The 24,946-nt window shown below is 59.5% G+C and carries 21 protein-coding genes; 12 read left to right on the top strand and 9 right to left on the bottom strand.

Annotation, left to right across the window (positions count from 1 at the left end):
* Nucleotides 1-111: 111 nt before the first annotated feature.
* From ASD36_RS24085 to ASD36_RS24070, 4 genes are read left to right on the top strand one after another with little or no spacing between them, the layout of a single operon-like run.
* Nucleotides 112-933 carry an N-formylglutamate amidohydrolase gene (locus ASD36_RS24085; protein ID WP_060502439.1) on the top strand — a complete coding sequence of 274 codons (822 nt, stop codon included), beginning with the start codon at nt 112-114 and terminating at the stop codon, nt 931-933.
* Nucleotides 930-2,828 carry a flavohemoglobin expression-modulating QEGLA motif protein gene (locus ASD36_RS24080; protein ID WP_060502282.1) on the top strand — a complete coding sequence of 633 codons (1,899 nt, stop codon included), beginning with the start codon at nt 930-932 and terminating at the stop codon, nt 2,826-2,828. Before ASD36_RS24085 ends, ASD36_RS24080 begins: the two co-directional genes overlap by 4 nt.
* 8 nt (nt 2,829-2,836) lie before the next feature.
* Entirely contained in the window at nt 2,837-3,883 is a 1,047-nt protein-coding gene (locus ASD36_RS24075) for a glutathione synthetase (protein WP_060502281.1), read from the top strand.
* 56 nt (nt 3,884-3,939) lie between these two features.
* Nucleotides 3,940-4,620 carry a hypothetical protein gene (locus ASD36_RS24070; protein ID WP_060502280.1) on the top strand — a complete coding sequence of 227 codons (681 nt, stop codon included), beginning with the start codon at nt 3,940-3,942 and terminating at the stop codon, nt 4,618-4,620.
* Between the two features lie 12 nt (nt 4,621-4,632).
* Here ASD36_RS24070 and ASD36_RS24065 read toward each other — a convergent pair whose 3' ends face one another.
* Nucleotides 4,633-5,019, bottom strand: a complete 387-nt coding sequence (locus tag ASD36_RS24065; RefSeq protein ID WP_060502279.1) for a hypothetical protein — start codon at nt 5,017-5,019, stop codon at nt 4,633-4,635.
* A gap of 323 nt (nt 5,020-5,342) precedes the next feature.
* Here ASD36_RS24065 and ASD36_RS24060 point away from each other — a divergent pair, with 323 nt between their 5' ends.
* From ASD36_RS24060 to ASD36_RS24045, 5 genes are all read left to right on the top strand, one after another.
* Nucleotides 5,343-5,582 carry a DUF2934 domain-containing protein gene (locus ASD36_RS24060; RefSeq protein ID WP_060502278.1) on the top strand — a complete coding sequence of 80 codons (240 nt, stop codon included), beginning with the start codon at nt 5,343-5,345 and terminating at the stop codon, nt 5,580-5,582.
* A gap of 90 nt (nt 5,583-5,672) precedes the next feature.
* Complete coding sequence (locus ASD36_RS30805) at nt 5,673-5,810, top strand: hypothetical protein (protein ID WP_156393914.1); 138 nt, start codon at nt 5,673-5,675, stop codon at nt 5,808-5,810.
* A 32-nt stretch (nt 5,811-5,842) separates the two neighbouring features.
* Nucleotides 5,843-7,321: a glycogen synthase GlgA gene (glgA, locus tag ASD36_RS24055; RefSeq protein ID WP_060502438.1), complete on the top strand. Its 1,479-nt coding sequence runs from the start codon at nt 5,843-5,845 to the stop codon at nt 7,319-7,321.
* 142 nt (nt 7,322-7,463) lie between these two features.
* Complete coding sequence (locus ASD36_RS24050; protein WP_082511973.1) at nt 7,464-10,691, top strand: PAS domain S-box protein; 3,228 nt, start codon at nt 7,464-7,466, stop codon at nt 10,689-10,691.
* A gap of 166 nt (nt 10,692-10,857) precedes the next feature.
* Nucleotides 10,858-13,008 (top strand): mechanosensitive ion channel family protein, encoded by a 2,151-nt coding sequence (locus tag ASD36_RS24045; RefSeq protein WP_060502277.1) that lies wholly within the window; start codon nt 10,858-10,860, stop codon nt 13,006-13,008.
* Nucleotides 13,009-13,224: 216 nt separating this feature from the next.
* Here the strand turns inward: ASD36_RS24045 and ASD36_RS24040 are convergent, their stop codons facing one another.
* The 3 genes from ASD36_RS24040 to ASD36_RS24030 all read right to left on the bottom strand — a co-directional run bounded on the left by ASD36_RS24040 (nt 13,225) and on the right by ASD36_RS24030 (nt 14,422).
* The gene (locus tag ASD36_RS24040) at nt 13,225-13,605 is read right to left on the bottom strand and encodes a DUF6481 family protein (RefSeq protein WP_037110249.1); all 381 of its coding nucleotides are present in this window, start codon (nt 13,603-13,605) and stop codon (nt 13,225-13,227) included.
* Nucleotides 13,606-13,819: 214 nt separating this feature from the next.
* Nucleotides 13,820-14,035: a hypothetical protein gene (locus ASD36_RS24035; protein WP_037110505.1), complete on the bottom strand. Its 216-nt coding sequence runs from the start codon at nt 14,033-14,035 to the stop codon at nt 13,820-13,822.
* A gap of 177 nt (nt 14,036-14,212) precedes the next feature.
* Nucleotides 14,213-14,422, bottom strand: coding sequence for a cold-shock protein (locus tag ASD36_RS24030; protein WP_037110252.1), 210 nt, complete (start codon nt 14,420-14,422; stop codon nt 14,213-14,215).
* Nucleotides 14,423-14,832: 410 nt separating this feature from the next.
* Between ASD36_RS24030 and ASD36_RS24025 the strand changes: the two genes are divergently transcribed.
* Together ASD36_RS24025 and ASD36_RS24020 are read left to right on the top strand one after the other, a co-directional pair.
* Nucleotides 14,833-15,765, top strand: a complete 933-nt coding sequence (locus ASD36_RS24025; RefSeq protein WP_060502276.1) for a VOC family protein — start codon at nt 14,833-14,835, stop codon at nt 15,763-15,765.
* Nucleotides 15,766-15,777: 12 nt separating this feature from the next.
* Entirely contained in the window at nt 15,778-16,377 is a 600-nt protein-coding gene (locus ASD36_RS24020) for an alpha/beta hydrolase (RefSeq protein ID WP_060502275.1), read from the top strand.
* 212 nt (nt 16,378-16,589) lie between these two features.
* On the opposite strand, the gene ggt is transcribed toward ASD36_RS24020, so the two are convergent.
* From ggt to ASD36_RS23995, 5 genes are all read right to left on the bottom strand, one after another.
* A complete protein-coding gene (ggt, locus tag ASD36_RS24015; RefSeq protein WP_060502274.1) occupies nt 16,590-18,335 on the bottom strand; it encodes a gamma-glutamyltransferase in 1,746 nt (581 codons plus the stop codon).
* A gap of 108 nt (nt 18,336-18,443) precedes the next feature.
* On the bottom strand, nt 18,444-19,823 hold the full coding sequence (locus tag ASD36_RS24010) for an FAD-binding oxidoreductase (RefSeq protein WP_060502273.1): 1,380 nt from the start codon (nt 19,821-19,823) through the stop codon (nt 18,444-18,446).
* Nucleotides 19,820-20,995: an alpha-hydroxy acid oxidase gene (locus ASD36_RS24005; protein WP_082511972.1), complete on the bottom strand. Its 1,176-nt coding sequence runs from the start codon at nt 20,993-20,995 to the stop codon at nt 19,820-19,822. Before ASD36_RS24005 ends, ASD36_RS24010 begins: the two co-directional genes overlap by 4 nt.
* Before the next feature lie 275 nt (nt 20,996-21,270).
* Nucleotides 21,271-22,188: a dimethylarginine dimethylaminohydrolase family protein gene (locus ASD36_RS24000; protein WP_060502271.1), complete on the bottom strand. Its 918-nt coding sequence runs from the start codon at nt 22,186-22,188 to the stop codon at nt 21,271-21,273.
* A 1-nt stretch (nt 22,189) separates the two neighbouring features.
* Nucleotides 22,190-23,770: a hypothetical protein gene (locus ASD36_RS23995; protein WP_060502437.1), complete on the bottom strand. Its 1,581-nt coding sequence runs from the start codon at nt 23,768-23,770 to the stop codon at nt 22,190-22,192.
* 165 nt (nt 23,771-23,935) lie between these two features.
* Here ASD36_RS23995 and ASD36_RS23990 point away from each other — a divergent pair, with 165 nt between their 5' ends.
* Nucleotides 23,936-24,832: a LysR substrate-binding domain-containing protein gene (locus ASD36_RS23990; RefSeq protein ID WP_037110273.1), complete on the top strand. Its 897-nt coding sequence runs from the start codon at nt 23,936-23,938 to the stop codon at nt 24,830-24,832.
* Nucleotides 24,833-24,946: the final 114 nt, after the last annotated feature.

Raw genomic sequence — 24,946 nt, 5'->3', positions numbered from 1 at the left:
GGCTGATGACGGGTTCCATCGAAGCTTTCGATGGAACAAACGCGTTTCGCGTTCATTTACTCGTTGATTGTAAAGCGCAGCCCCGTGCTGCCCGCCAACGAGAAGGACAGCATGTCCCCCTTCCAGGAATTTATTGTCAATCCGGACCTTTCCGACTGGTGGTCGGCGCATCGCGGTGCCTCGCCGATTGTCGGAACGGCCATTCATAACGGCCATCATATCCGTAGCGACCTGCAGGGCTTCCTCGGTCTTAGCGCCGATGAACGGTTACGCGAGGAGGATCCGTTCACCGAGTTTTTCATCCGCGATCTACCCAACCGCATCGTCTTCCATCGGTCCCGCTTCGAGATCGATATCAACCGTGCCCGTGACGGCGCGATTTACCTGACGCCGGAGCAGGCCTGGGGGCTGAAGGTCTGGGCGCGGCAATTGCCGGACGGAGCCATCAAAGCCTCGCTCGGCGTGCACGATGCCTACTATGCCATGCTGGAGTCCTATCTGCGCGGCATCGAGCAACAATACGGTGCCTTCGTCCTTCTCGACATCCACAGTTACAATCATCGCCGGGAAGGTGCGTACGGTCCCGAAATGCCGTTTGAAAAAGCGCCGCAGATCAATATCGGTACGTCCTCCATGGATCGGAAGCATTGGGCGCCGTTGCTTGATGTGTTCGTTGAACAGCTACGCAGCTTTGAATTTCGTGGCCAGCGCATGGATGTCCGGGAAAATGTCGCCTTTCAGGGAAAAGGTGAGCAGACCCGTTTCGTCCACGAACGGTTCCCGCAGACTGGGTGCGCCATCGCTATCGAGTTCAAGAAAATCTTTATGGACGAGTGGACCGGTCAGCCGGACCCCGAGACGCTAAAGGCGATGCGGGAAATGATCCGCCTATCGCTGCCCGCGCTGCATGAGATGTTGCGGGCGCGGTCATGACCAGCCCGCGGCGCAAACATCAAAATGCCGATGCGACCTATCCGGGATGGCTGGAAGAAATTCTTGACTGTCTCCGCACGGACAAATCCGTCCGCAAGGACTTTGACAACGGCGGCCGCCTTCACATTGACCGGCCGTTGCCATTCCTGTCGGTTCATATCGGCAAGGGCAGGGAGGATCTTGCGGCCCGAGACATCGTTGCTGCCAATGCGTCCTATCTGGTGGTCGATGACATCAAGGAAGCGCTGCCGATCCTGGAGGCGGTCGGGGCGGTTTTGGGTGAGCGTTTCGGCGCGTTCCTGCTTTTGGACATCGACGAGCTGGATCACGATACGCTGATAACAGATGATGCGCCCTATCTTCCGCCTTTCGAGATCAGGATTGCCTCGACGGATGATGTGGCGGCTCGAAAAGCTGCAACCGCGCTCGCCGAAGGCACCGATATCCGGCAGGTGAAGTTCCGCACGCCACGCATCAACCGTTTCGCAATCAAGGCGGATTCCCAGGCCGCCTTGATTGCCGGGCAAACCGGGTTTCCCCTGGTTGCCGTCCGCTTCGCGCCGATCTACCGGCAGCCGGAATCACGCAGTACCTATCCAGATCTGCGCGAACGCCTTGTCGCCAATATTTTTGACGCCGGCCTGAAGGCTTTTGCGGCGTTTATCGATGCAACCCAAAGCCTGAAGCTGACGACGCACCGGGCGCTGGGCCGCAAGGCCTTCGTCGATGCCGTCAGCCGCGCCGATCGCAGCATCGATGATGTCGCTTCGAGCTTTGATTTCCTGCTGGCCGTTACGCCGATCAATACCGATGCCGCCTGGCAGGCATTCAAGGCAGACAAATTCAAACAAGAACCGCGATTCCTCTATCGGCCATTGTCGGTGCAGGTCGAAGCCGAAAAACGGAAACTGTTTTCCGTGGCCTTCGATCGCTTCGAGGATCCGGCCCTCTACCATCTCTACCGTGAGAAGCAGCAGGAACTGGATCTGCAGCTGTCGCTGATTTCGGCGAGAGAAACCGGCCGTTTCGTCGAATATGGGCGTGCCCTTTATGGCCCGGTGGAGCCGTCGCTCTACCGGGTGGCTATTGATATCCTTAAGAAAACAGCGGCACTCGCCGGCGATGGCGATGATGTTGAAAGCGATCCGCAGACGGCAAATTGTTCTGAGGTCGAAGCTGCGGCCCACGTTATGATTGCTGATTATCAACGGCAATATCAGGGCTTTGCAGCCGAGATCGAGCTGCGCGACGACTTGCCATCCGGGATGCTGGTCTCCGGTGAGCGCCTGCTGATCTCCCGCCAGACGCTGATGCCGAGGGGCCGGGTGCATGCTCTTTTGAGCCACGAGATCGGCGTGCATCTTCTCACCTATTTTAACGGGTCGGCGCAGGGGCTTCGCCTCTTTCGATCCGGCCTTGCCGGCTACGAAGGCATGCAGGAAGGCCTTGCCGTGTTTTCCGAATACATGGCCGGTGGCATGACCGTCGGGAGGCTACGGTTGATCGCAGCCCGCGTCGTCGCCTGCTCGGCGATGCTGGAAGGGCGGCCGTTTGCCGAAACCTACGGCATGCTTGTTGGCGAGCACAGGTTCGGCCCCGTCGCTGCCTTCCATCTGGCCATGCGGCTCTATCGTGGCGGCGGGCTTGCCAAGGACGCCATCTATCTGCGTGGCCTGCTGGAACTGCTCAGCCATCTGAAATCGGGCGGCGCGCTCGATCCGTTCTGGATGGGCAAGATTTCCGCCTCACATTTTGAGGTGATGCAGGAGTTGAGCCTGCGCGGCCTACTCAAGGCGCCTGTCATCCGGCCTGCCTTTCTCACCCATTCGCAAGCACAGGCCCGCCTCGACAAGGCGCGGGCGGGACTGAACCCGTTGGATATGATCATCAGTTAGGAGCCACCATGCGCGTCGCATTCTTCGTCAATTCGATCGAGAGCGAGGAACCTCATTTTACCACCACCGCACTGGCCATGGCGGCACTCGCCCGTGGCCATGACGTCTGCTACATCGCGCCAGGTGATTTCGTCCTGCGGCCTGACGATAGTCTGATGGTACGGGCAACCACTGTTGCCCCTGGGAAATACAAGAACGCCCAGACATTCCACGATGGTTTCCAGGGCAAGGATACCAAGGTTCAGACGATTGACGTCCGTGAAGTTGATGTCATCTTCCTGCGCAACGATCCATCGCTTGATTCCGACGACCGGCCATGGGCTGCCCATATCGGCGCCATGTTCGGCCGGCTTGCCAGCGAGCGGGGATCGATCGTTGTTAACGATCCCGCCGGTTTGGCGCTCGCCCAGAACAAGCTCTATTTTCAGGGTTTTCCGGAGGCGGTCCGCCCCGAAACACTGATCTCAAAGAGCATCGAGGAAATCCGCGCCTTTATCGCCGATCACCGCAAAGGCGTCATCCTGAAGCCGTTACAGGGGTCAGGCGGCAAGAACGTCTTCAAGATTGCGACGCCCGACGATGCCAATCTCAACCAGATCTTCGAAGCCGTCAGCGGCGAGGGCTACCTGATTGCTCAAGGTTATCTGCCGGAGGCCAAGGCCGGCGACATCCGTTTCTTCCTGATGAATGGCAAACCGCTTGAACGTAACGGCGCCTACGCGGCCTTCCGCCGGGTTCCGGCCAAGGGAGAGGTCCGCTCCAACATGCACGCGGCCGGAACCGCCGAGGCCGTCAAGATTACGGATGACATTCTCGCCGTCGCCGAGATGGTGCGTCCCAAGCTGATCGAGGATGGCATGTTTCTCGTCGGCCTCGATATTGTCGGCGACAAGATTCTTGAGATCAACGTGTTTACGCCGGGGGGGCTTCCGGATATCGCCGCCATGCACAAGGTCGATTTTTCCGAAGACATTATCGTGTCGCTGGAAAAGAAGGCTGCGATCCGCAAAGCCTATGGGGGCGCCATGTCCAACCGGGCATTGGCGACGCTTTAGGCTGTTTTCGCGGTCCATCTGTGCTATCGCGGGCGCCTCAACGATTGGAAGTGCCCGTGATACCCTGGACCCTGATTGATACAGCGACAATGCCTGACGGTGGCGGCGAGCTGCGCCTGAAACAGCGCGGCACTGAGTTCTCCATCATGCTCGGCACGATCGAACTGATGAACAGCCGGTTAAGCGGTTCGGAGGAGGCCCTTGCGCGTCTGTCCTATGAGCGCGTCCGCCGTCACCCGCGTCCGCATATGCTGATCGGTGGGCTCGGAATGGGCTTTACGCTACGTGCAGCCCTGGCCGAACTTCCCTCGGATGCACGCATAACGGTCGGCGAACTTGTTCCCGCGGTCGTCGCCTGGGCGCGCGGACCAATGGCGGATGTGTTCGCAGGCTGTCTGGACGATCGCAGGGTCACCATTCGAGAAGGCGATGTTGGCCGTCTCATCCAGTCTGCTGTGAGCGAATACGACGCGATCCTGCTTGACGTCGACAATGGGCCGGAAGGACTGACCCGCCGGGCAAACGATGACCTTTACAGCGTTTCCGGACTTCGCGCCGCGCGCAAGGCATTGAAGGCAAACGGCGTTCTCTCGGTGTGGTCCTCAGCACCGGATACGGGCTTCACCCGTCGGCTGAAAGAGGCCGGTTTTGTGGTCGAGGAACTGTCAGTTCGCGCCAGTACCAAAGGCCGCGGCGCCCGTCACGTCATCTGGATGGCTACCAAAACAGGACGCTAGGCTGAGTCTTCGTTAAAGACCTTCGCGTTCCAGTAAGATGCGCACCTCGTCGAACCGGCGCTTGTTTTCGTCGTTCTTTTCATCCGCGGAGTAGCAGGTGCTGGCGAGGCAAAATCGTTTCAGCCCGTAGGGGGCTGTGGCGTTGTCGAACTGGCATTCGAACGTATCGACCATGTCCTTCTTCTCGACGCCGTCGCGCGTTGAATAGGTCATGCGCGCACCCGGGGGCGTGAGTTCCGGAAATGACTGGACGACGCCGGTATGGAATGTTTCCGTCATCAGCAGATGCTTTGCCACTTTCACGCAGAGGTCTTCGATCTTCATCGGCTGGGCAGTGGCGGGCGACCCGGCCACGACAGGCGAAGCGGCCAGCAAGAGAGCGAGCAAGGTTTTTCTCATGGCAAACTCCTGAAGCGCCGGTCCCCAACGCCGGTGCGCTGTGCATAACGGCGCTCACCGTCTTTAGTTCCAAACAAGACGGTGCAAAACGCCTTCCCTGGTTGTGAAAACCATCGACGGCACATGATTTGAGCGTAGGATCATGGGGCGAATTGTTTTGCCGCGTCCATTTCGTAATCTTGGGAACGTGTAGTTCCAGTATGAATTCCTGTTTTGCAGCCCGGATATTCTACGGGAAAAATCTCGCGTGGCCGGTTAAAGGCGGAACCAGGCGCTCTCGTCGCAGTTTCTATTTGGCCACTTTGACAAGGGGAGAGAAGCAGATGACGGATATCAGCGAAGACGACATCAGGCTACGGGCTTACGCTCTTTGGGAAGCTGACGGCCGCCCGGATGGCAGTCATGACGTGCATTGGCTGCAGGCATTGCGGGAGTTGACGGAGGAGGCCAATGCGGCGGCAGGAGAAATGCCGCAGGTGCCGGTAAAGACCTCTAAACTTTCCGTCGTAAAGAACGAAAGCTCAATCGAACCTATTCCGCGTAAACGCAGCAAGACCGCCTGATTTTTGACATTCCATGGGGTGCCGGGATCGGCGCTCCACGTCTCGACGCCATGATGTCATCGCTACCACAGTTCCGGCGTGCATGAGTCGATGGAAATTCTGCTGTTCCCGGCGCGTGATTTTGCGGTGCAAAATTTTTTTGCGCTCGCGATGCGCTTTTATGCGGACATCGACTGCGCTTTGCAACATCATGGGTTATCCGTCGCGGCGCGTGCAACTGCGTCGTGATGATAACCGGTGGTACAAGGAACGTGACCTGCGTGAAGATACTTTCGGTGACGTCGGAAATTTTTCCCTTGATCAAGACCGGCGGGCTTGCGGATGTGACAGGCTCGTTGCCGAAGGCCCTTGAGGGCTACAGTTGCTACACGCGTACGCTGGTGCCCGGTTATCCGCCGTTGTTTGCAAAGCTTCCCGGTGCCCGGCAGATCCATTTCTTCCCAGACCTGTTCGGCGCCCCGGCTTCGCTGCTCGAAGCTCGCTATGAGCAGCTTGATCTGCTGATCCTTGATGCGCCAGCCCTCTATAATCGCCCGGGAGGTCCCTATCTCGACGAGACAGGTCATGATCATCCGGACAATTGGAAACGGTTTGCCGTCTTGTCCTATGTGGCGTCAGCCGTTGCGGGTGGATTGCTGAAGGATTGGTTGCCGGATGTCGTTCATACGCATGATTGGCAGACCGCACTGACCTCCGTCTACATGCGGTATTCGAGCAATGCCAAAGCGGTTCCGAGCGTCCTGACGATCCATAATCTGGCATTCCAAGGGCAGTTCCCAACCTCCGTTGTCAGCCAGATCGGCTTGCCGCCGGAGGCCATCTCACTCGATTGCCTGGAGTACTACGGGGACATCAGCTATTTGAAAGGCGGTATCCGCACGGCCAGCGCCATCACGACGGTGAGTCCAACCTATGCGCGTGAAGTCATCGGGCCGGAACTTGGCATGGGCATGGCCGGTGCACTGAGTTCGCGTCCGAACACGCTGACCGGTATCGTCAACGGCATCGACATGGATATCTGGAACCCGGCCACGGATTCCTACCTGCCGGTCAACTACGATCACAAGCGGATCAGGCTACGGGGGCAGAATCGCGCTAAACTGCTGGAGACCTTCCGGCTGAACGATCGCCCCGGCCCGGTCTTTGCTGCCGTGACCCGGCTGACCTGGCAAAAAGGCGGCGACATGCTGGCCGATGTCGCTGAGGAGGTCGCGTCCCTCGGTGGCCGGCTGATTGTGCTCGGCAAGGGTGAGGAACATATCGAGACGGCGCTTCTGGCCATTGCCGGACGGCACCCCGATCGTATCGGCGTCCGCATTGGTTATGACGAAGCGACAGCCCATCTCATCCATGGCGGATCGGATGTCATCATACAGCCATCCCGTTTCGAGCCCTGCGGCCTCACGCAGCTCTATGCCCTGCGTTATGGAGCGGTGCCGGTGGTGTCGCGGACCGGCGGCCTGTCGGAAACAATCATCGATGCCAATGATGCGGCGATTTCCGCCCGGGTAGCAACCGGCTTCCAGTTTCATCCGCCTACGGCCGAAAATCTGCGGCTCTCTATCCACCGCGCCTTCGCGGCCTATCGGGAGCCAAAGAAATGGGCTCGTCTCCAGAACCAGGGCATGAAGGCCAATTTTTCCTGGGAGCGGAGCGCCGAACAATATGCGGCGCTTTACGCCCAGCTTGTTCCTGGCCGCAGGGCTCGGCCGGTCCAACGCGCAAAGGCTGCGGAGTAACGGCGCCGTCTGAGTTCCGCCGCGTTCGGAAAATGGCGAAAATTTGTCGGTACCCGATTGATGTCGCGATGAAGCGCGCTAATTAGGGCCTTCTGCCGATTGGTTTTGTTGCTCGGCGCTCCTCTGTTCATTTCAGGTTTTCATGCAAGCGCCTGCGTCCGACACGCGATACCCGTTCCTCGCAGAAGGTGGCGAGATCGCATCACTGATCCATCATTTCGATTGGGCAAAAACCTCAATCGGCCCACTTCCGAGCTGGCCTGAGAACCTCAAGTCCATCGTCTCTATTGTCCTTCGCGCCAAGGTCCCGATGATCTTGCTGTGGGGCGAGGATGGCGTGATGATTTACAATGAAGGCTACGCCGCCTTTGCCGGCCAGCGGCACCCAATCTCGCTCGGTTCGAATGTCAGGGACCATTGGCCTGAAGTGGCGGAGTTCAATGCCAACGTGCTCAAGGTCGTGCTGGGTGGCGGGACGCTTGGCTATCGGGACCAGCACTTGGTCATCGAACGCAATGGTTCACCGGAGGATGTCTGGCTCAATCTCGACTATAGCCCGGTGCCAGACGAAACTGGCGTACCGGCCGGTGTCATGGCAATCATCAAAGATACGACGCAACGGGTTCGCACCGAGCAGCGGTTGCGTATCGCCCAGGAAGCAGGCGGTATCGGCACATTCGAATGGTATCCGCAGACCGGCATGCTGGAGGTCTCGGATGAATATCGCCGGATCTGGGGCCTTGCCCCAGATGTTTTGGTAACGGACAAGCTTCTGGTTGGTCTTCTGCATCCGGATGACCGCGCCAACACAGGCCCAGCAAAGCTTAGCCAGAGCAATCCGCTCGATTATGTCGAATATCGCCGTATCGATCCCAAAACGGGAGAGGTCCGTTGGATCGCGCGGCGGGGTGAGGTCGTTTCCAGCCCGGAAAGCGGTCAAAGACGGTTTATCGGCATTGCCTTCGATATTACGGATCGCAAATGCGCCGAGGCTGCGGTTCGCGAAGGCGAGGCGCGCTGGCGCGGGCTGTTCGAGCAGATGCAGGAAGGCTTCTTTGTCGGCGAAGTCATTCGCGACGATCAGGGTTTGATCCACGATTTTCAGTTTGTTGAAGTTAACCCGGCTTTCGAAAGGCATTCCGGGGTGCCGGCCGACAGTGCGCTGGGGCGCAGTGTCCGCGAGGTTATTCCTGCAATTTCCGATGACGTTTTCGAAGCTTACGCCGAGGTCGTCAACACAGGGATCTCTAAGGTCTTCGAGGTTCAGGTGGCGGCCCTGGACGGCCGCTGGTTTGAGGTCCGTGCGCGCAGGACTGAGCCGGACAGATTTGCGGCGCTGTTTGTCGATATCTCCAGTCGCAAGCTTGCTGAAAAGGCGGTTGCAGAGAGCGAGGCAAGGTTCCGCATTCTTGCGCAGTCCATGCCCAATCATGTTTGGACCGCCTTGCCTAATGGCCAACTCGATTGGTTCAACGATCGCGTTTACCGGTATAGCGGAGTACCTGCAGGCACGCTTCATGGCGACGGCTGGGGAGCGATCGTGCACCCTGACGATTTCAACGCAGCGGCCGAAGCCTGGGCTGCAGCGCGTCATATTGGCGAGCAGTACGAAACCGAGTTCCGGCTTCGCCGCCATGACGGCTCCTATCGCTGGCATATTGTTCGCGCTGTTTCGCTCCGGGACCGCTCCGGTAAAATCGAAAAATGGATCGGCACGAATACCGATATCCAGGACCAGAAGATCGCCGAAGCCGCCTTGGCGGAGTTGGCTGCTACGCTCGAACAACGGGTCGAAGCGCGCACGTCTGAATTGCTTCAGACTCAGGACGCCCTGCGTCAGAGCCAGAAGATGGAATCGATTGGCAACCTGACCGGCGGCGTCGCTCATGATTTCAACAATCTTCTGCAGGTGATCAGTGGCAATCTTCAGCTGCTGGCCAATGAAATTCCGGCCAACGAGCGGGCTGAACAGCGCATCCAAAACGCCATGGCCGGTGTTGCGCGCGGATCGAAACTCGCCTCGCAATTGCTGGCATTTGGCCGCCGCCAGCCACTTGCGCCGAAAGTCGTCAACATCGGCCGGCTGGTTCGCAATCTCGATGATATTCTGCGCCGGTCGCTTGGCGAGGCGATCGAAATCGAGACGATCGTCGCTGGCGGCCTTTGGAATACCCATATCGATCCGGGCAATGTCGAGAACGCCATCCTCAACCTCGCCATCAATGCGCGCGACGCGATGAACGGTAGCGGCAAGCTGACGATCGAGGCGGGCAATGCCTATCTTGATGCCAAATATACCGAAGCGTATGCGGATGTTCCGCCCGGGCAATATGTCCTGCTTGCGGTCACCGATATGGGAACGGGCATGTCGCCGGAAACATTGGAGAAGGTTTTTGAACCATTCTTCACCACCAAGCCCGAAGGCCGCGGGACAGGGCTTGGCCTGTCCATGGTCTACGGGTTTGTCAAGCAGTCCGGCGGTCATATCAAGATCTATAGCGAACTGGGCCATGGCACGACGATCAAGCTCTATCTGCCACGCTCGACGCAGTCCGAAGACGTGCTCATCGAGCGAGATTCAGGCCCAATCACCGGCGGCAGTGAAACCATCCTGGTGGCGGAGGACGACGAGGCCGTGCGCGAAACAGTCGTCGCCATTCTTACCGACCTCGGCTATCGGGTTTTGAAGGCCAAGGATGCGCAAAGCGCATTGACGGTCATCGAAAGTGGTGTCTCCATCGACTTGCTTTTCACTGACGTCGTTATGCCGGGGACCTTGAAAAGCCCGGAGCTGGCACGCAAGGCACGGGAGCGGTTGCCGCAATTGGGCGTGCTGTTTACCTCCGGTTACACTGAAAACTCGATCGTTCATTCCGGGCGGCTCGACGAAGGGGTCGAGCTGTTAAGTAAGCCTTATACCCGTGAGGCGCTTGCCCGCCGGATTCGCCATGTCCTGGCAAAAGTACCGGCTACAGAACAGCCGGTGAAACCGGCCAGAGATGACCGATCGTCGGATAATAAGCAGACGATCCTGATTTGCGAGGATGACTGGCTGATCCGCGCAAGCACGGTCGACATGCTGGAAGATCAGGGACACACGGTTTTCGAAGCAGCCGACGCCAAGACGGCACTGGCCGTGCTTTCCGAACGGTCGATTGACGTGCTTGTCACGGATGTCGGCCTTCCGGACATGTCCGGAGTGATGCTGGCGGAGCGTGCCAAGACGCTGGTGGCCGGGTTGCCGGTGATTTTCGCCACCGGCCATAGCGATGTCGAGGGCGTGACGCCGGGGCCGAACGTGCAACTGGTGGTCAAACCCTTTTCCGGCGAGGCTCTGGCCGCCGCGATCGCTTTTGTGACGAAGGGTTGAACGCCGGGGGATGTCGAAAACCCCATAACCCACCGGAATGGCACAAAATACCATGCCTTTTGCTTCATCGCGCGGTTGCAGGTGACAAAGCTCCCGGTGAATGCTCTAACTCTCTGAAATGCACGAAAGTGCAATCGGGGTGAGATGAGCTGAAGGGGGTCGGCGCATGAGAAAGACTGGTAATATCAGACTGTTGGCGTTGCGGTTTTGGTTTTTTATGGTTCTGGCTTTTGCTGCCGGAACTGCCACCGTCCAGCCAGCCTTTGCGCAGGCTGCAAGTCCGCCGGTTTCTTCGGACAAGGTCGATCAGCTGATCAAACTGCTGGACGATCCCGAGATTCGCGCGCTGCTCAACAAACAGACGGCCGCACCGGCTGCCGAGCCTGACGCGAGCATGTCCGCGACCGAATTCAACGCCTGGGGAGACAGGATTCGGGATCATCTTCGTCATATCGTGCAGGCTATTCCCTTGGTTCCCTCGGAATTCATGCGGGCAGGCGGGACGATCGCGGCCGATATCAATGGTCATGGACCTTTCGGCGTGTTCGTCCTGTTCCTGACGCTGGTGCTGATCGGCCTTGGTGCGGAATGGCTGTTCCACCGCATCGCACGCCGCAGCCGCTTGCATGCAGCCTTGGCCCATGCGGACGGCGCGCACGAAAACCCCTTGTATGCCGCTGGCCGCCATCTGTTTGCCCTGCTGGCACCGCTTGTGGCTTTCAGCCTGGCAAGTCTCGGCTTGTTCATGGCCATGACATGGCCGCCGTTGCTTGACGCGCTGATGCTGCCCCTGCTTCTGGGCGTCATCGCCTGCCGTTTCGTGATCCGTATCGCCCGGCTGTTGCTGGTTGGGGTCGATACGGCCAAAGGGGTTGACGGCGCAACCGGGCTGGCCTCGGCCGATCAGGTATCCGGGGCCTTCTGGTATAGGCGCATCTTCTGGTTTGCTTGTATCCTGTTTGCCGGCTGGGCTTTTGTCGGCGTGATGGCGGCTTTGAACATCACACCTGCCGTAAGGGGCGTGGTCGTTTATGCGCTTGGCCTGGGACTGCTGCTGGTTGGCATTGAAACCGTCTGGAACCGGCCTGCAGCGATCGCCCGGCCACATGGCCGTGGGGCTACGGAATGGGCGTTGACATTCTACCTCTGCCTGCTCTGGGCGCTCTGGGTCGCAGGCCTCGTCATCGTTCTGTGGCTGGGCATCTATGCGCTGATTCTGCCTGGCCTCCTGAAAGCGACGACAGCGATGGCGAGAAGCGCTTTTGCGGGCCAGCCGGACATGCCCGGCAGTGGCAACCCGGTCATTGAAGTTCTGGTGGAGCGGGGTGCGCGGGCGCTTATCATCGCGCTCGCGGTGCTCTGGCTCGCATTCATTGTCAGCAAACGCTCGTCGATGTTTACCGGCGACGCGATGGCCGACCGGCTCGTCCAGGGTGTTTTGGCCGGCGCGGTTATTCTGCTTGTCGCTGATATCCTGTGGCAGATCGTCAAGGCTTTGATCAACCGGACGCTGGAGCACGCACGGTCTTCGGTCACAGGAGACTCCGCCCACGCGGCGCGAAACGGGCGGCTGCTGACACTGCTACCGTTGCTGCGGACCGTACTGGCCGTCCTCATTGCGGTCATCGCGGTATTGATGGTTCTCTCCGGCCTTGGGGTCCAGATTGGTCCGTTGATCGCCGGTGCCGGTATCTTTGGTGTGGCGATCGGCTTTGGTTCGCAAACCCTCGTCAAGGATGTGATCAGTGGCGTCTTCTACATGATGGACGACGCTTTCCGGGTCGGGGAATACATCCAGAGCGGCAGCTACAAGGGAACCGTGGAATCCTTCAGCATCCGTTCGGTGCGGCTGCGTCATCATCGCGGCCCGGTCTTCACCGTGCCCTTCGGTACGCTCGGCGCCGTCCAGAACATGAGCCGCGACTGGGTGATCGACAAGTTCACGATCTCGGTAGGCTATGGCACCGATATCAACAAGGTGCGCAAGATGGTCAAGGCTGTCGGCGCGTCCCTGCTTCAGGACGAGGAGTACGGGGCGATGATCCTGGAGACGCTGAAGATGAAAGGCGTCGAACAATTTGGGGATTACGGCATCAATCTGAGTTTTGCGATGATGACGAAGCCAGGCTATCAGACGACGATCCGCCGGAAGGCTTACATGATGATCCGCGAGGCATTCATCCAGAATGGCGTCGTCTTTGCTTCGCCAACCGTTCAGGTTGCCAGCAACGATCCGTCATCGGCCGCCGCTGCCGCTGCGACGGTCAAGGCGGCAATGGACCAGAAGAAACTGGCGGAAGGCGGGGAGGGCGCCTGACGGCGCTTTCCCGCAAAAAACCTGACATACGCCATCGTCTGCCGGGCGCGAAATGGCTGCGATAGATTGAGCGAATTTTCCGGTTTCAGAACACGGCTTTCCGTCCGCTGAATTCGTGTCATTCAGGCGGGTTGTAGCGGATTTAAACAGGCTGCAGAATTTTTGCCTGCGGATTGAGGAGGAGGCCGGATGGGTGATCCGGCCCTCATTCTCAAATCAGCGCTGGCGGGCTTTGCGCGCTGCGTAGCGGCGGTCGCGCTCGGCCTTGCGTTCAGCTTCGTCGGCGACAACGCGGGAGATGCGGTCACGTTCGGCCTGTTCGCGTGCTGTTGCTTCAGCCCGTGCTTCGGCATCGGCTGCTGCGGTCCGGGCGGCGGCTTCCGCGAGCTGACGCTCGTTTTCTTCCTGCTTCAGGCGATCGCGTTCGGCGCGGCGGGCTTCGCGCGCAGCCGTGTTGGCCTGACGTTCGGCAAGCTTGGCTGCCAGTTCCGGATCGTCAGCCTTCGGCGCCGATGCGAACTTCTTCAGAAGCTGCTGCTTGGCTTCGGCTGCGGCTTTGCGCCGATCGGCAAAGCCATTATCGGATGCGTGTCTCAATCTTCTTTGTCCTTGTCTGTTGTATTATCTGGGTCGGGAATGGCCGGGACAAATGGTCGCCTTGCCGTCGACATATGTGTCGTTTCGCATTTTGTGCCTTCCCAAGATAGAGTGGAAGCGCCAAAAAAATAGATAGGCTGCCGTCTTTTCCGTCCTATTTCACCAAGACTGAATAATAACAGCCATATGGTGGCTGGGAAATCACGCTAAACAGTCAGCGTTTTGCAGGTTTCCGTTCTGCGGCGGCCTTGGCGGTTGCCGCAGCTTCCTTTTCCAGCCGCAATTCGCGCAGCCGCTGTGTCTTTGCATCACGCTCGGCCGCAACGGCATCGATCTCTGAAATTGTCCGGTTGCGGGCCATGAACTGGGTCTGTGTACGGCTGAATGCCGTTTCCGCCTGGTCGCGGGCCTTGGTCGAATTCTCGGTCAAAATGATATCCTGGTGCTGTCGCACCGGCGTCTCGTCCAGATCGTTCTGTCGAATGCGGTGCGCAAATTGGCCGTTTGGCCAAGAAAAAAGGCCAGGCGCATTGCCTGACCTTCCATTGGATTTTGCCTCGTCAACGGTGCCAGTACATCCGTGGTCACCGGAGAGGGGCAATCCGATTTAAGCAGCCTGAAGCTGGCAAGCGGACATTTTGCCCGACTTGTTATCGCGTTCCATCTCGTAGCCGATCTTCTGGCCTTCGACGATTTCGCGCATGCCAGCCCGCTCGACAGCGGAGATGTGGACGAAAACGTCCGGACCGCCGTTGTCAGGCTGAATGAAGCCGAAGCCTTTGGTGGAATTGAACCATTTAACTGTGCCAGTGGTCATAACGAACCCTTTCAATAGCAACATGTATCCATCACCGTACGACGCACGGCGATCAGTAGTCTCGATTTTTGAAGGGGGAAGTTCGTCAGAGACGCGGCAAACGCGGGCAGAAACAAATATCAGTCAAACAACTATCGATGAACGTTGATATAGGTCGTCCTTTCCTGATTGTCAACTTTTAGTTTTTCTTGTTACTTTCGATAATCCATTAGGTTGTATTTCTTTCTTCTTCCCGCACTTTCGATAATTGCACGCGCCATCTGGCGACTCGCTTTCCTTGAACAGTGATTTTCCACTGTTCAACAGTTGGAGACAATGCGTCCAGACCTGCGCGTCTATCGCTGCTGGCGAAATAGGCACATCTATGTCTGCGAGACGAAGCCCCAACGCGGGCAGAAAGGGATCAGATCATGCTTACCCAGATCAAGGGACTGCACCACGTCACCTCGATGGCGGCAGACGCCCGGACCAACAACCAGTTTTTCACCGATACGCTCGGCCTGCGCCGCGTCAAGAAGACCGTCAACTTCGATTCGCCGGATGTCTATCATCTCTATTACGGCGACGAGACCGGCGCACCCGGATCGGTGATGACCTATTTCCCGTTCCCGGACATGGGGCCGGGCCGTCCCGGAACCGGCGAAGTGGGTACCACTGTGTTTTCCGTCCCTGAAGGCTCGCTTGGCTTTTGGAGCGACCGGCTGTCTCAGCGCGGCGTTTCAGGGCTCAAGACAGAAGAGATCTTTGGTGAAAAGCGCCTGAACTTTGCCGGTCCGGATGGCGACGGTTTTGCGCTCGTGGAGGTCCGCGACGACAACCGCCCGGTCTGGACTGCCAACGGTGTTTCCGAAGATCATGCGATCCGCGGTTTTCACTCGGTTGCCATGCGCCTTCGTGACGAAGGAGCGACAGCAGAACTGCTGAAGTTCATGGGTTACGAGACGCTGGATGCCAAAGATGGCGTCACCCGACTGATTGTGCCTGGCGGCAATGGAGCTGGTTTCATCGATCTCGAAACCATGCCGAACATTCAACGCGGCCTGCAGGGCGCAGGCTCGGTGCACCATGTCGCCTTTTCGGTCGAGAATCGGGAAAAGCAGTTGGAAGTGCGCAAGGCGCTGATGGATACGGGCTATCATGTCACGCCGGTGATCGACCGCGACTATTTCTGGGCGATCTATTTCCGCACGCCGGGTGGTGTTCTGTTCGAGATCGCCACCAATGAACCCGGTTTCAACCGCGACGAGGATACTGCGCATCTGGGCGAAGCATTGAAGTTGCCGCAGCAACACAAGCACTTGCGGCCGATCCTCGAGCAGCATTTGCAGAAGCTGGAAGGCTAACGGAGAGATATCATGACCGATTATGGCTATGTACACCGGCTAAAGAGCGGTGCACCCGGGAAACCGATCTTCTTCGTCTTCCACGGAACCGGTGGCGACGAGCGGCAGTTTTTCGACTTCGGCGGCGACCTGCTGCCGGATGCGACGATCGTCTCGCCACGTGGCGACGTATCCGAACACGGGGCGGCTCGCTTCTTTCGCCGCACCGGCGAAGGTGTCTACGACATGGACGATCTTTCCAGGGCGACCGGGAAGATGGCGGGGTTTGTCAGCGCGTTGGCGCAGGAGCACCAGGCCTCCGAGATCATCGGCCTTGGCTTTTCCAACGGCGCCAACATCCTCGCCAACCTGCTGATCGAGACGAACCTGTTTGACAAGGCGATCCTGCTGCATCCGCTCATTCCCTTCAAGCCGAAGGACAATGCGGCGCTGGCCGGCAAGAAGATCCTGATCACTGCCGGCCAGCGTGATCCGATCTGCCCGGCCCCATTGACCCAGGCCCTTGCCGACTATTTCGCGGCTCAGAAAGCGATCGTGGAAACCGAATGGCACACCGGCGGCCACGACATCCGCTCGAACGAGGTCGAGGCAATCAAGCGGTTTTTGGAGTGAAAGCGATTGGTCCTCTTCTCCTCGCTGGGGAGAAGCAACGCCGGATGAGGGGGACGCAGGAATGTTCATGGAGCTCCGGCTTCGCCGAAGCCCCCTCATCGCCTCGTTTCACTCGGCACTTCTCCCGGCTGGGGAGAAGAGGAAGTGCATACTGGATCACCCCAACCCGGCACTGTGTGCCGACCCTCCCCGCAAGGGGAGGGTGAAACTCCTCAATATCCCCGCGCCGCCCCCGAGGCCGCACGGCTGTCCATGGCGCCATTGTAGCGGGCGCCGCCGCCTTCCTCGATCTCGGCCAGATTCTTACCCCCGACGAGGATGCCGGCTGCCTGGCCCCAGATGGTCCAACTTGGATCGATAGCGACATCATGGCCCATCTCGGTCAGGAGCTTCAGCGTATCGGACGACAGCGCGAAGGGCTCCATGTAGACTTTGTCGGGCAGCCATTGGTGATGGATGCGCGGTGCGTCGATGGCTTCCTGAATGCTCATGCCATGGTCGATGACGTTGATGATCGCTTCCAGCGTGATGGTGATGATGCGCGCCCCGCCGGGGCTGCCGATGATCATGAACGGCTTGCCATCCTTGGAAATGACCGTCGGGCTCATCGACGAGAGCGGCGTTTTCTTCGGCGCGATCGCATTGGCTTCACCCTGGACCAGGCCGTAGAGATTGGGCGATCCCGGCTTGGAGGTGAAGTCGTCCATCTCGTTGTTCAGCAGGATGCCGGTTCCGGGCGCCACGACGCCGGCGCCAAACGAGCCGTTCAACGTATAGGTGACCGCAACCGCGTTGCCGTCATGGTCGATGATCGAATAATGCGTCGTCTCGGTGCTTTCGCCCATGCCCTTCGGCATCAGGTTCTTTGAAATTCCGGCCTTGAACGGATTGATCTTGGCGCGGATTTCCTTGGCATAGGCCTTGTCGGTGAGTTTTTCGACGGGGTTTTCGACAAAGTCCGGATCGCCGAGTGCCGAGTTGCGATCGACATAGGCGTGACGCATCGCCTCGACCATGGCATGCACGGTCTCGGCGGAACCATAGCCGAGATAGGATAGCGGGTAGCCTTCCAGCACATTGAGGATTTCGCAGATGATGACGCCGCCGGAACTTGGCGGTGGCGAGGAGGCGATCTCGTAACCGCGATAATTGCAGGTCACCGGTTTGAGTTCGCGCACCGTATATTGCTCGAAATCAGTTTTTGCGAGAATGCCGCCGGACGCAGCGCTCGCCTTGACGATATTGTCGGCAATCGCGCCCTTGTAGAAGGCATCCGTGCCCTTTTCCGAAATGCTGGTCAGGCTTGCGGCCAGTTCCGGCTGGACCAGGGTTTCGCCGATCGAAAAGGTCTTTCCATCCGGCTTGAGGAAGATCGCGGCCGCCGCCTTGTCCTTGGAGAGTTTCTTGGCGCCATTTTGCAGCGAGGCGACATCGCCCTGATCGAGCACAAAGCCATCCTTGGCAAAGCGGATGGCAGGCGCCAGCAGGTCCTGCCGTGCCAGCGTGCCGTATTTTTCACGGGCCGTCTCAAAGCCCATGACCGAGCCGGGAACGCCGACTGCCAGATAGCCTGCGGTGCTGGCGCCTTTGACGATCTCGCCCTTGTCATCGAGATACATGGTCTTGGTGGACGCCAGCGGCGCGCGTTCGCGGAAGTCGAGGAACGTGGTCTTGCCGTCCTTCAGCCGGATGGTCATGAAGCCGCCGCCGCCGATATTACCGGCGGTGGGATAGACGACGGCCAGCGCATAACCGACGGCAACCGCCGCATCGACGGCGTTACCGCCTTTCTTCAACACCTCGACGCCGACTTCGGAGGCGAGATGCTGGGCGGTGACAACCATGCCATGCTCGGCCTTGACAGGCTCGGGCGCGGCGGCGAGCACCGGCGACAGCGGCAAGAGGGCGATGGAAACGATAAGCGCGGCAATCGCGCCGGTACGGGGGTGAGGCAGCATGGTGTTCTCCCGGTCCGGTTTTCGGATCGGCCATCTTCGCCGAGATCAGCCGGTAATGCCAGCTTTTGCTATGCTGCAAGGCCACATATCGCCGGATCTGTCTCCCTGCTATCGTGGTGGCGGGATGACCTTGCCGGGATTCATGATGCCGTTGGGATCGAGCGCGGCCTTGATCCGGCGCATGACGCCGATCTCTTCTTCGCTGCGCGAATGGTCGAGGAAATCGCGCTTCAGCGTGCCGATACCGTGTTCGGCGGAGATCGAGCCTTTGTATGTGCGGACGAGATCATAGGCGATGGCGTCGATTTCGTGCAGGTCGTGTTCGCTTGGGGTCTCGACGCCGATGGCTACGTGCAGATTGCTGTCACCGACATGGCCGAAGAACGACACATGGGCGGCCGGAAAGCGGGCAAGCAGGGCTTTTTCGCAATCGCCGGCGAAAGCATCGAGCTGGCCGACCGGCAGGCTGACGTCGAGATTGATCAGGCCGGGCAGGAGTTGATCCATCATGTGCCCCTCGCGCACCGACCAGAAAGCGCGGGCTTCCTTTTCCGACTGGGCGACCAGCGCATCGGTGACGAGGCCATTCTCAAAGGCCTGACCGAGGAAGGTTTCGAAACGCTCCTTGTCTTCGTCGCTGCCATCGACATCCTGCTCGATGATGACAAAAAACGGATAGGCCCTGTCGAAGAACGTCAGGTTGAGTGCTTCGGCATTGAAGCGGAAATAGCTTTGCCACATCGCCTCGAAGGCTGACAGGCCGGGCAACCCGCGTTGCGCGGATTTCAGCAACGTGACGACTTGGTCGTAATTTTCGATGGCGCACAGTGCCGTCAGGCGGGCAGCGGGAAGGGGCCGTAGCCGCAGCACGGCGCGGGTAACGATCCCCAAAGTGCCTTCCGAACCGATGAACAGCTGGCGCAGATCGTAGCCTGTATTGTTCTTGGTCATCCGGTTGAGCGACGACAGCACGGTGCCATCAGCCAGCACGGCCTCAACGCCGAGCACGTTGTCGCGGGTGACGCCATGGCGGATGACGCGGATGCCGCCGGCATTGGTGGAGATATTGCCGCCGATCTGGCAGGAGCCGCGGGCGCCGAGATCGATCGGCAACAGGAACCCGGCGGTTTCGGCGACCAGTTGCGCCACTTCCAAAGGTGTGCCGGCCAGAACCGTCATGGTGCCGGCAGCCGTATCGATATCCTCGACACCGGACATGCGTTCCAGTGAAATCGCGATATCGCCCGAGCGTGCATTGGCACCGCCGGCAAGACCGGTCAGGCCGCCCTGCGGCACGACAGGCTGGTGGTGGCGATCGCAGATGGCGAGCGCTGCTGCGACCTGCTCGGTGCTTGCTGGACGCAGTACGGCGAGCGGCAGGAACTTGCCGGTGCCACTGGCATCGCTGCGGTAGCGGCCGCCAATGGCATCGCCGGTGAGCACCACATCCGTGCCAAGAGCTTCGATCAGGTTATCGATGACGGTCATGGCTGGTGTCTTCCATAATTCTGGGTGGGAGCATGGAGGAAGGACGACAACTCCGCAACCGTCCGGCAGCCGAGCTGGGCCATCGTGCTGGAGAGTTCGGCCTTGAGGATATCAATCAGATGATCGCCACCCGGAGCGCCCATTGCGGCGCTGGCATAGACGAACGGGCGGCCGATCAGGACGAAATCGGCGCCGAGCGCCAGCAGGCGGGCGACATCGAGACCGGAGCGGATACCGCCATCGGCGGCGATCAAAGCATCGGGGCCCAACGCACGGCGGATAGTGGGCAGAACGGAGACGGCGGTGGGGGCGGCATCGAGCTGACGGCCACCGTGATTGGAGACGATCAGACCGTCGGCACCCATCTCCAGATAGGCCTGCGCTTCCGAAACATCGAGCACGCCCTTGATCAGGAGCTTGCCTTTCCAAGCATCGCGGATGCTGCGGACACGCTCTGCACCCAGGTGGCCGGTCATGACACGGCCGACGAATTCCGCCGACTGCTTCAACGACGAACCCTTCGGATAATAGGGCGACAGGTTTTCGAAGTCGGGAATGCCGTGGCGCAGCACATGGCTTGCCCAATGCGGATGCGTGGCGATCTGGAACATCGTCTTCAGATCGAGGATAGGCGGCACGGACATGCCGTTGCGGATGTCGCGCTCACGGCGGGTGGGGGCGGGGATGTCGACGGTGAGTACCAACGTCTGATAGCCGGACCGCGCCGCCCGGGCGATCATGTCGGCTTCCATCGCGAGATCGTTTGGCGGATAGAACTGGAACCAGCCATTGTCGCCGGTAATAGGGCCGATGGTTTCCATGGAACGGTTGGCAAATGTAGAGAGCACATGCGGGATATTATGGGCCTTGGCCGCTTCAGCCAGCGGCACTTCGCAGCCGGGCCAGAGCAGGCCAGCGAGCCCCAGCGGAGCGACGCCGAATGGCGCGTCGAAACGTTTTCCGAACAGGGTGACGCCCAGATCCGGCGAAGGGGCTTCCGAGAGATAGCGCGGCATCAACTCGATGGTGTCGAAGCTTTCGACGTTGCGCCGGACGTTGCTTTCCCGGCCAAGGCCGCCGATCAGATAGTCATGCACGAACCCCGGCATGCGTCGCGCTGCGGCCTTCTCCATATCGGGAATGCAGGGAAAACGTCTGTTCAGGTCTGTCATGCTTGGGTCCGGATGCTCCTCGAATCGCCGGGAACCTTAGCGGGTTTGGTGGGGCTGGAGAAAGCCCTGCAACTCCATTGTCAGTCGGTTAGAAGAGCAATTCCGCCTGGCATTTTGGCCGGTTCGGACCTCTTCTCCTTCTCCTCAGCGGGGGGGAGTGCCGAACGGAGTGAGGCGATGAGGGGGCGGTTCGGCAAACTCGTCAATGAATGGCTTCGCCCCCTCATCCGTCCCTTCGGCCCCCCTTCTCCCCGATGGGGAGACGAGCGACGGTTTTACGCCGCTTCCCTCACCAGAGCCTGCGCCATGCAGTGAATGCCGCCACCGGTTTTGGAGATTTCACTCATGTCGATGGCAGCGACCTCGAAGCCGCGGGCGCGCAGTTTTTCGATCAGGGTTTTCGATGACGTCGGTGCGATAACGCGGTCGCGGCCCAGCGACATGAAATTGCAGCCGAGCGCCATCGTATCCTGGAAGGGAACGTCGATGATCTCGTGGCCCTTGGCCTTCAGCCAGTCGATGATGCCTGGTTCCGTGCAGGCAAGGCACACGGCCGTCAGTTTCGGCGCGATGGGCACGACCATCAGGTCGATATGGACGTAGTATTCGTCGATGAAGGCAAGGCGCGTTTCCCAGCCTTCCTTCTTGAACCAGTCTTCAACTTGGCGGGCGCCTTCCTCCTGGGTGCGGGCGCCGCCGCAACCGATCAACACGCAACCATCCTCGATGACGTTGAAGTCGCCACCTTCGAAGGTGCCGGCCGTCACCATGTCGTAGATCGGGATGCCGAGTTTTTCATAGGTGCGGATGGCCGCATAGTTTTCGCCGCGCCGCCACCAGTTGGCCATGGCGGTGATGATGGCCCCATAGGGGGTCATGACGCTCGAATCGCGTGAATAGACCTGCATCGGCAGTTCCGGCGTCGGCTCGTGCCAGTGAATTTTCACGCCGAAATGCTCATAGGCTGACACCAGTTCCTTGTGCTGCGATTGCGCCACCTGGATGTTGCAGGGTGCCTCGCGCAGGTGTTTGCGCGACAGCGAGCTGGTGGAGAGATGCCGCAGATGCGCCGGCGATCCGAGCAGCACGTCGGTCAACGGATCGGTTTCGTTCTTGAAGCCCCAGCGGGTGAGGGGCGCGGTTCCACCCTTCGGGTTACGGCGCTGAAGCGAAAAGGGTTCGTTGAACTGCATGTCATGCCTCCGGGGTTGCGGGTTTGGGGATCCACCAGTCGCGGCCGCGGGCGGTGGTCACATATTCGGGCCAGCGGAAATGGATGGGGGGTGCGTAGTCACAAAGGGGCGGGATCCATTTCGATCCGCCAATGCCGCCGCCAGTGCGCTCATTGAACTCGGTCTTGGCAGCGGCGCGAACCGTCTCGTCTTCCAGAAGCCGGATGGCCGACAGGGAAAGGGTCTTGGCCGCGCAAAGGACCGTCGGGTCGATCGTGGCGGGAATGCCGCCGAGCGCATTGGAGACCCAGACGGGATAGGTGTAGCCGGATGGCGCTTTCAGCGCCGGGCGTGCGATGTAGAAGCGGGCGGTCGGGGCGTGCCAGCTCATATCGGTGTAATCGTCGGAGGTGGAATTCAGCTGCGAAGGGGCGAGGTCGCGGCGCAGGATGGCTTCGGCGTCCTGCGGTGAAATCAGTTTTTCCATTTCGTCGATGAACGGCTGGGCCATCGCTTCGACGCCAAGATTGGCCTGGATTTCGCGGCCGACGGTCCTTGCTGCCTCATCCCAACGTGGCGGACCGGCGGTTTGCAAGGCATCCCAAACGAGATTGGCCATAGCGTGGTTTGCAAGACCAGGCCGGGATTTCGAGACCCAGTGGCGTTCATACCGGCAGCCGGTCATGGCGGCGGCCGCAGCCGCATTGCGGTCCAGGACCGACGTCACCTGTTCGGCCATGGCGATGGTCGGCACGCGGATCATGTACTGGATCTCGGCAAGGCCGGCAGGGAGATTGTCGGCGGTCGCCTGGCCTGCCGTCAGGATTGCCTCGCTGATCGACCAGCCGCCCTGATGGGTGAGCATTGAATCGCGCAGGGCCTTGGAAGCCATATACATCGTCATTAGCGCATCGTTGGCGCCGGGTGCACGCACGGCGGAATGGGACTGCGGGATTGGCGCATCGTCGCTGCGGCCCCAGGCTTCCGGTTGGTCGCAGATGAAGCGGTAGATCATCGAATAGGCGGCGCCGCAGTGCGTGTCCCAACGCACGGTATTGCACATTGGCAGCATATAGAACGGATGGAAGGAAAACATGCCGTCCAGGCCGTCATAGTAGCCCTTGGCCGCGTGGATCGGCTTGGAACCGCGCACTTTTTCCGCGGGTTCACCGGTGAAGCGTAGCGTACCCTTGATGCCGTGCCGTTGCATCGCCGCCTTGGTGGCGAGCAGGCCGCCGAGCGAACCGATGCCGAGCGCCGAATGCGGATCGGTATGGCCGCCAGCCTCGAAGCTCAGGCCGCCGCGTGGCTCTTTTTTGGTCGTCGCGGCCTGGCAATTGCCGGGGACAGCGTCGTATTCCGCATACATGCCGATCATGGGACCGGGACCGTTGCTCCATTCGGCACAAAAGGCCGTCGGCATTCCGGCTGAACCTTCCTCGACGGAAAAGCCCTGTTTGCGCAGCAGATCGACATACCAGTCGGCGGATTCATATTCGCGCCAGGCGGTTTCACCAAACGAGAAGATTTGGGCAGTCCAATCTGACAATTCGGCCCGGATGGTCTCGAGATAGGTCAACGCAAATGACTGGGCGGCAGATATCGGCACAGCGGCTTCGTTTCGCTGGAGGGATCGGCTGAGGTACTACGGTGAGTTAAGCGCCGATCCGACTTTTGAAAAAGTGAAATGTTTTCCCGCCTTCGACAAATTAAGTTCGCCAATGCTCAAAAACCGGACTAGCTTTTCACTCTGATCAGGAGGGAGCCGATGCAGAGAATTCCATCGACGCAGGCTTTGCGCGCGCTCGAAAGCTTCGCGCGGCACGGCACTGTGTGGAAAGCGGCCGACGAGCTGAACCTGACGCGCAGTGCCATCAGCCATCAGTTGCGCTTGCTGGAGCGGGAGCTCGGCTTCCAGATTTTCAACCGGGTCGGCACGCGTATCGAGTTGACGGAGCAGGGGCTCGGCTATGCCGCCGATATCAGGCAGGCGCTGAACGCCATTGCGGGTTCTGCTTCACGTCATGCCAGCCGCGGCGTCAGTGGTTCGATCACTGTCAGCTGTCCGCCGGGTTTCGCCTCCAACTGGTTGTGCAATTACATTTCCCACTTTCGCGATGCCTATCCCGATGTGCGGATTTCCATCGTCACTCCACGCCGGTTGGACGATATCAGCAATCCCGATGTCGATGTGTTCATCGCGTTCGGCACGGGAAACTGGCCGTCGATGCAGGTGGAGCTGATCATCGAAGTGGAGTTTGCGCCGCTCTGCAGTCCGGCTTTACTGAACAAGATCGGTGGTCTCAATGGCCCGAACGACATCAAGAAGATGTGCCTGCTGCACCTCACAGATTATGAGGATTGGGAGACCTGGCTCGCCTTGGCGGGGGTCGATCAGAGCTATGCGTCGACCGGCATTGTCTTCTCCGACATGAACCTGGTTTTCGCCGCGACATTGTCGGGGCAGGGCGTTGCGGTTGGCGACCGTTTTACCTGCCGGCACGCCATGAACAGCGGCCAGTTGGTGCAGCCGTTCGATATCAGCATCAATTCCAGCCGGTCCTATTATCTGGTGACATCGGAGGCCAAGGCCGACAATCAGGCCGTCGTGGCGTTCAGTTCATGGCTGCGCTCCGAGATGCTTAAAAATGACGCAGATGCCTAGCCGCTCGCTCACGGATCAGGCGGCTTTTGGCAAATTATATTTGTCCAAGCGGGGAAAAGATTTCGTTTGTCCTGTTGCTAAAACGCCCATACGATTTCGGTGTTGGAAAAGGAG

It is taken from the genome of Rhizobium sp. Root1334 (assembly GCF_001426665.1).
Taxonomy (GTDB): domain Bacteria; phylum Pseudomonadota; class Alphaproteobacteria; order Rhizobiales; family Rhizobiaceae; genus Pararhizobium.
Note: the sequence above shows the minus strand (reverse complement) of the source record. Positions and strands in the feature narration are given on the sequence as shown.

Coding starts and splice junctions, on each gene's coding strand:
- ASD36_RS24085 (WP_060502439.1), top strand. CDS start 112: ATGTCCCCCTTCCAGGAATTTATTGTCAATCCGGACCTTTCCGACTGG.
- ASD36_RS24080 (WP_060502282.1), top strand. CDS start 930: ATGACCAGCCCGCGGCGCAAACATCAAAATGCCGATGCGACCTATCCG.
- ASD36_RS24075 (WP_060502281.1), top strand. CDS start 2,837: ATGCGCGTCGCATTCTTCGTCAATTCGATCGAGAGCGAGGAACCTCAT.
- ASD36_RS24065 (WP_060502279.1), bottom strand. CDS start 5,019: ATGAGAAAAACCTTGCTCGCTCTCTTGCTGGCCGCTTCGCCTGTCGTG.
- ASD36_RS24060 (WP_060502278.1), top strand. CDS start 5,343: ATGACGGATATCAGCGAAGACGACATCAGGCTACGGGCTTACGCTCTT.
- ASD36_RS30805 (WP_156393914.1), top strand. CDS start 5,673: ATGGAAATTCTGCTGTTCCCGGCGCGTGATTTTGCGGTGCAAAATTTT.
- ASD36_RS24050 (WP_082511973.1), top strand. CDS start 7,464: ATGCAAGCGCCTGCGTCCGACACGCGATACCCGTTCCTCGCAGAAGGT.
- ASD36_RS24045 (WP_060502277.1), top strand. CDS start 10,858: ATGAGAAAGACTGGTAATATCAGACTGTTGGCGTTGCGGTTTTGGTTT.
- ASD36_RS24030 (WP_037110252.1), bottom strand. CDS start 14,422: ATGACCACTGGCACAGTTAAATGGTTCAATTCCACCAAAGGCTTCGGC.
- ASD36_RS24025 (WP_060502276.1), top strand. CDS start 14,833: ATGCTTACCCAGATCAAGGGACTGCACCACGTCACCTCGATGGCGGCA.
- ASD36_RS24020 (WP_060502275.1), top strand. CDS start 15,778: ATGACCGATTATGGCTATGTACACCGGCTAAAGAGCGGTGCACCCGGG.
- ggt (WP_060502274.1), bottom strand. CDS start 18,335: ATGCTGCCTCACCCCCGTACCGGCGCGATTGCCGCGCTTATCGTTTCC.
- ASD36_RS24010 (WP_060502273.1), bottom strand. CDS start 19,823: ATGACCGTCATCGATAACCTGATCGAAGCTCTTGGCACGGATGTGGTG.
- ASD36_RS24005 (WP_082511972.1), bottom strand. CDS start 20,995: ATGACAGACCTGAACAGACGTTTTCCCTGCATTCCCGATATGGAGAAG.
- ASD36_RS24000 (WP_060502271.1), bottom strand. CDS start 22,188: ATGCAGTTCAACGAACCCTTTTCGCTTCAGCGCCGTAACCCGAAGGGT.
- ASD36_RS23990 (WP_037110273.1), top strand. CDS start 23,936: ATGCAGAGAATTCCATCGACGCAGGCTTTGCGCGCGCTCGAAAGCTTC.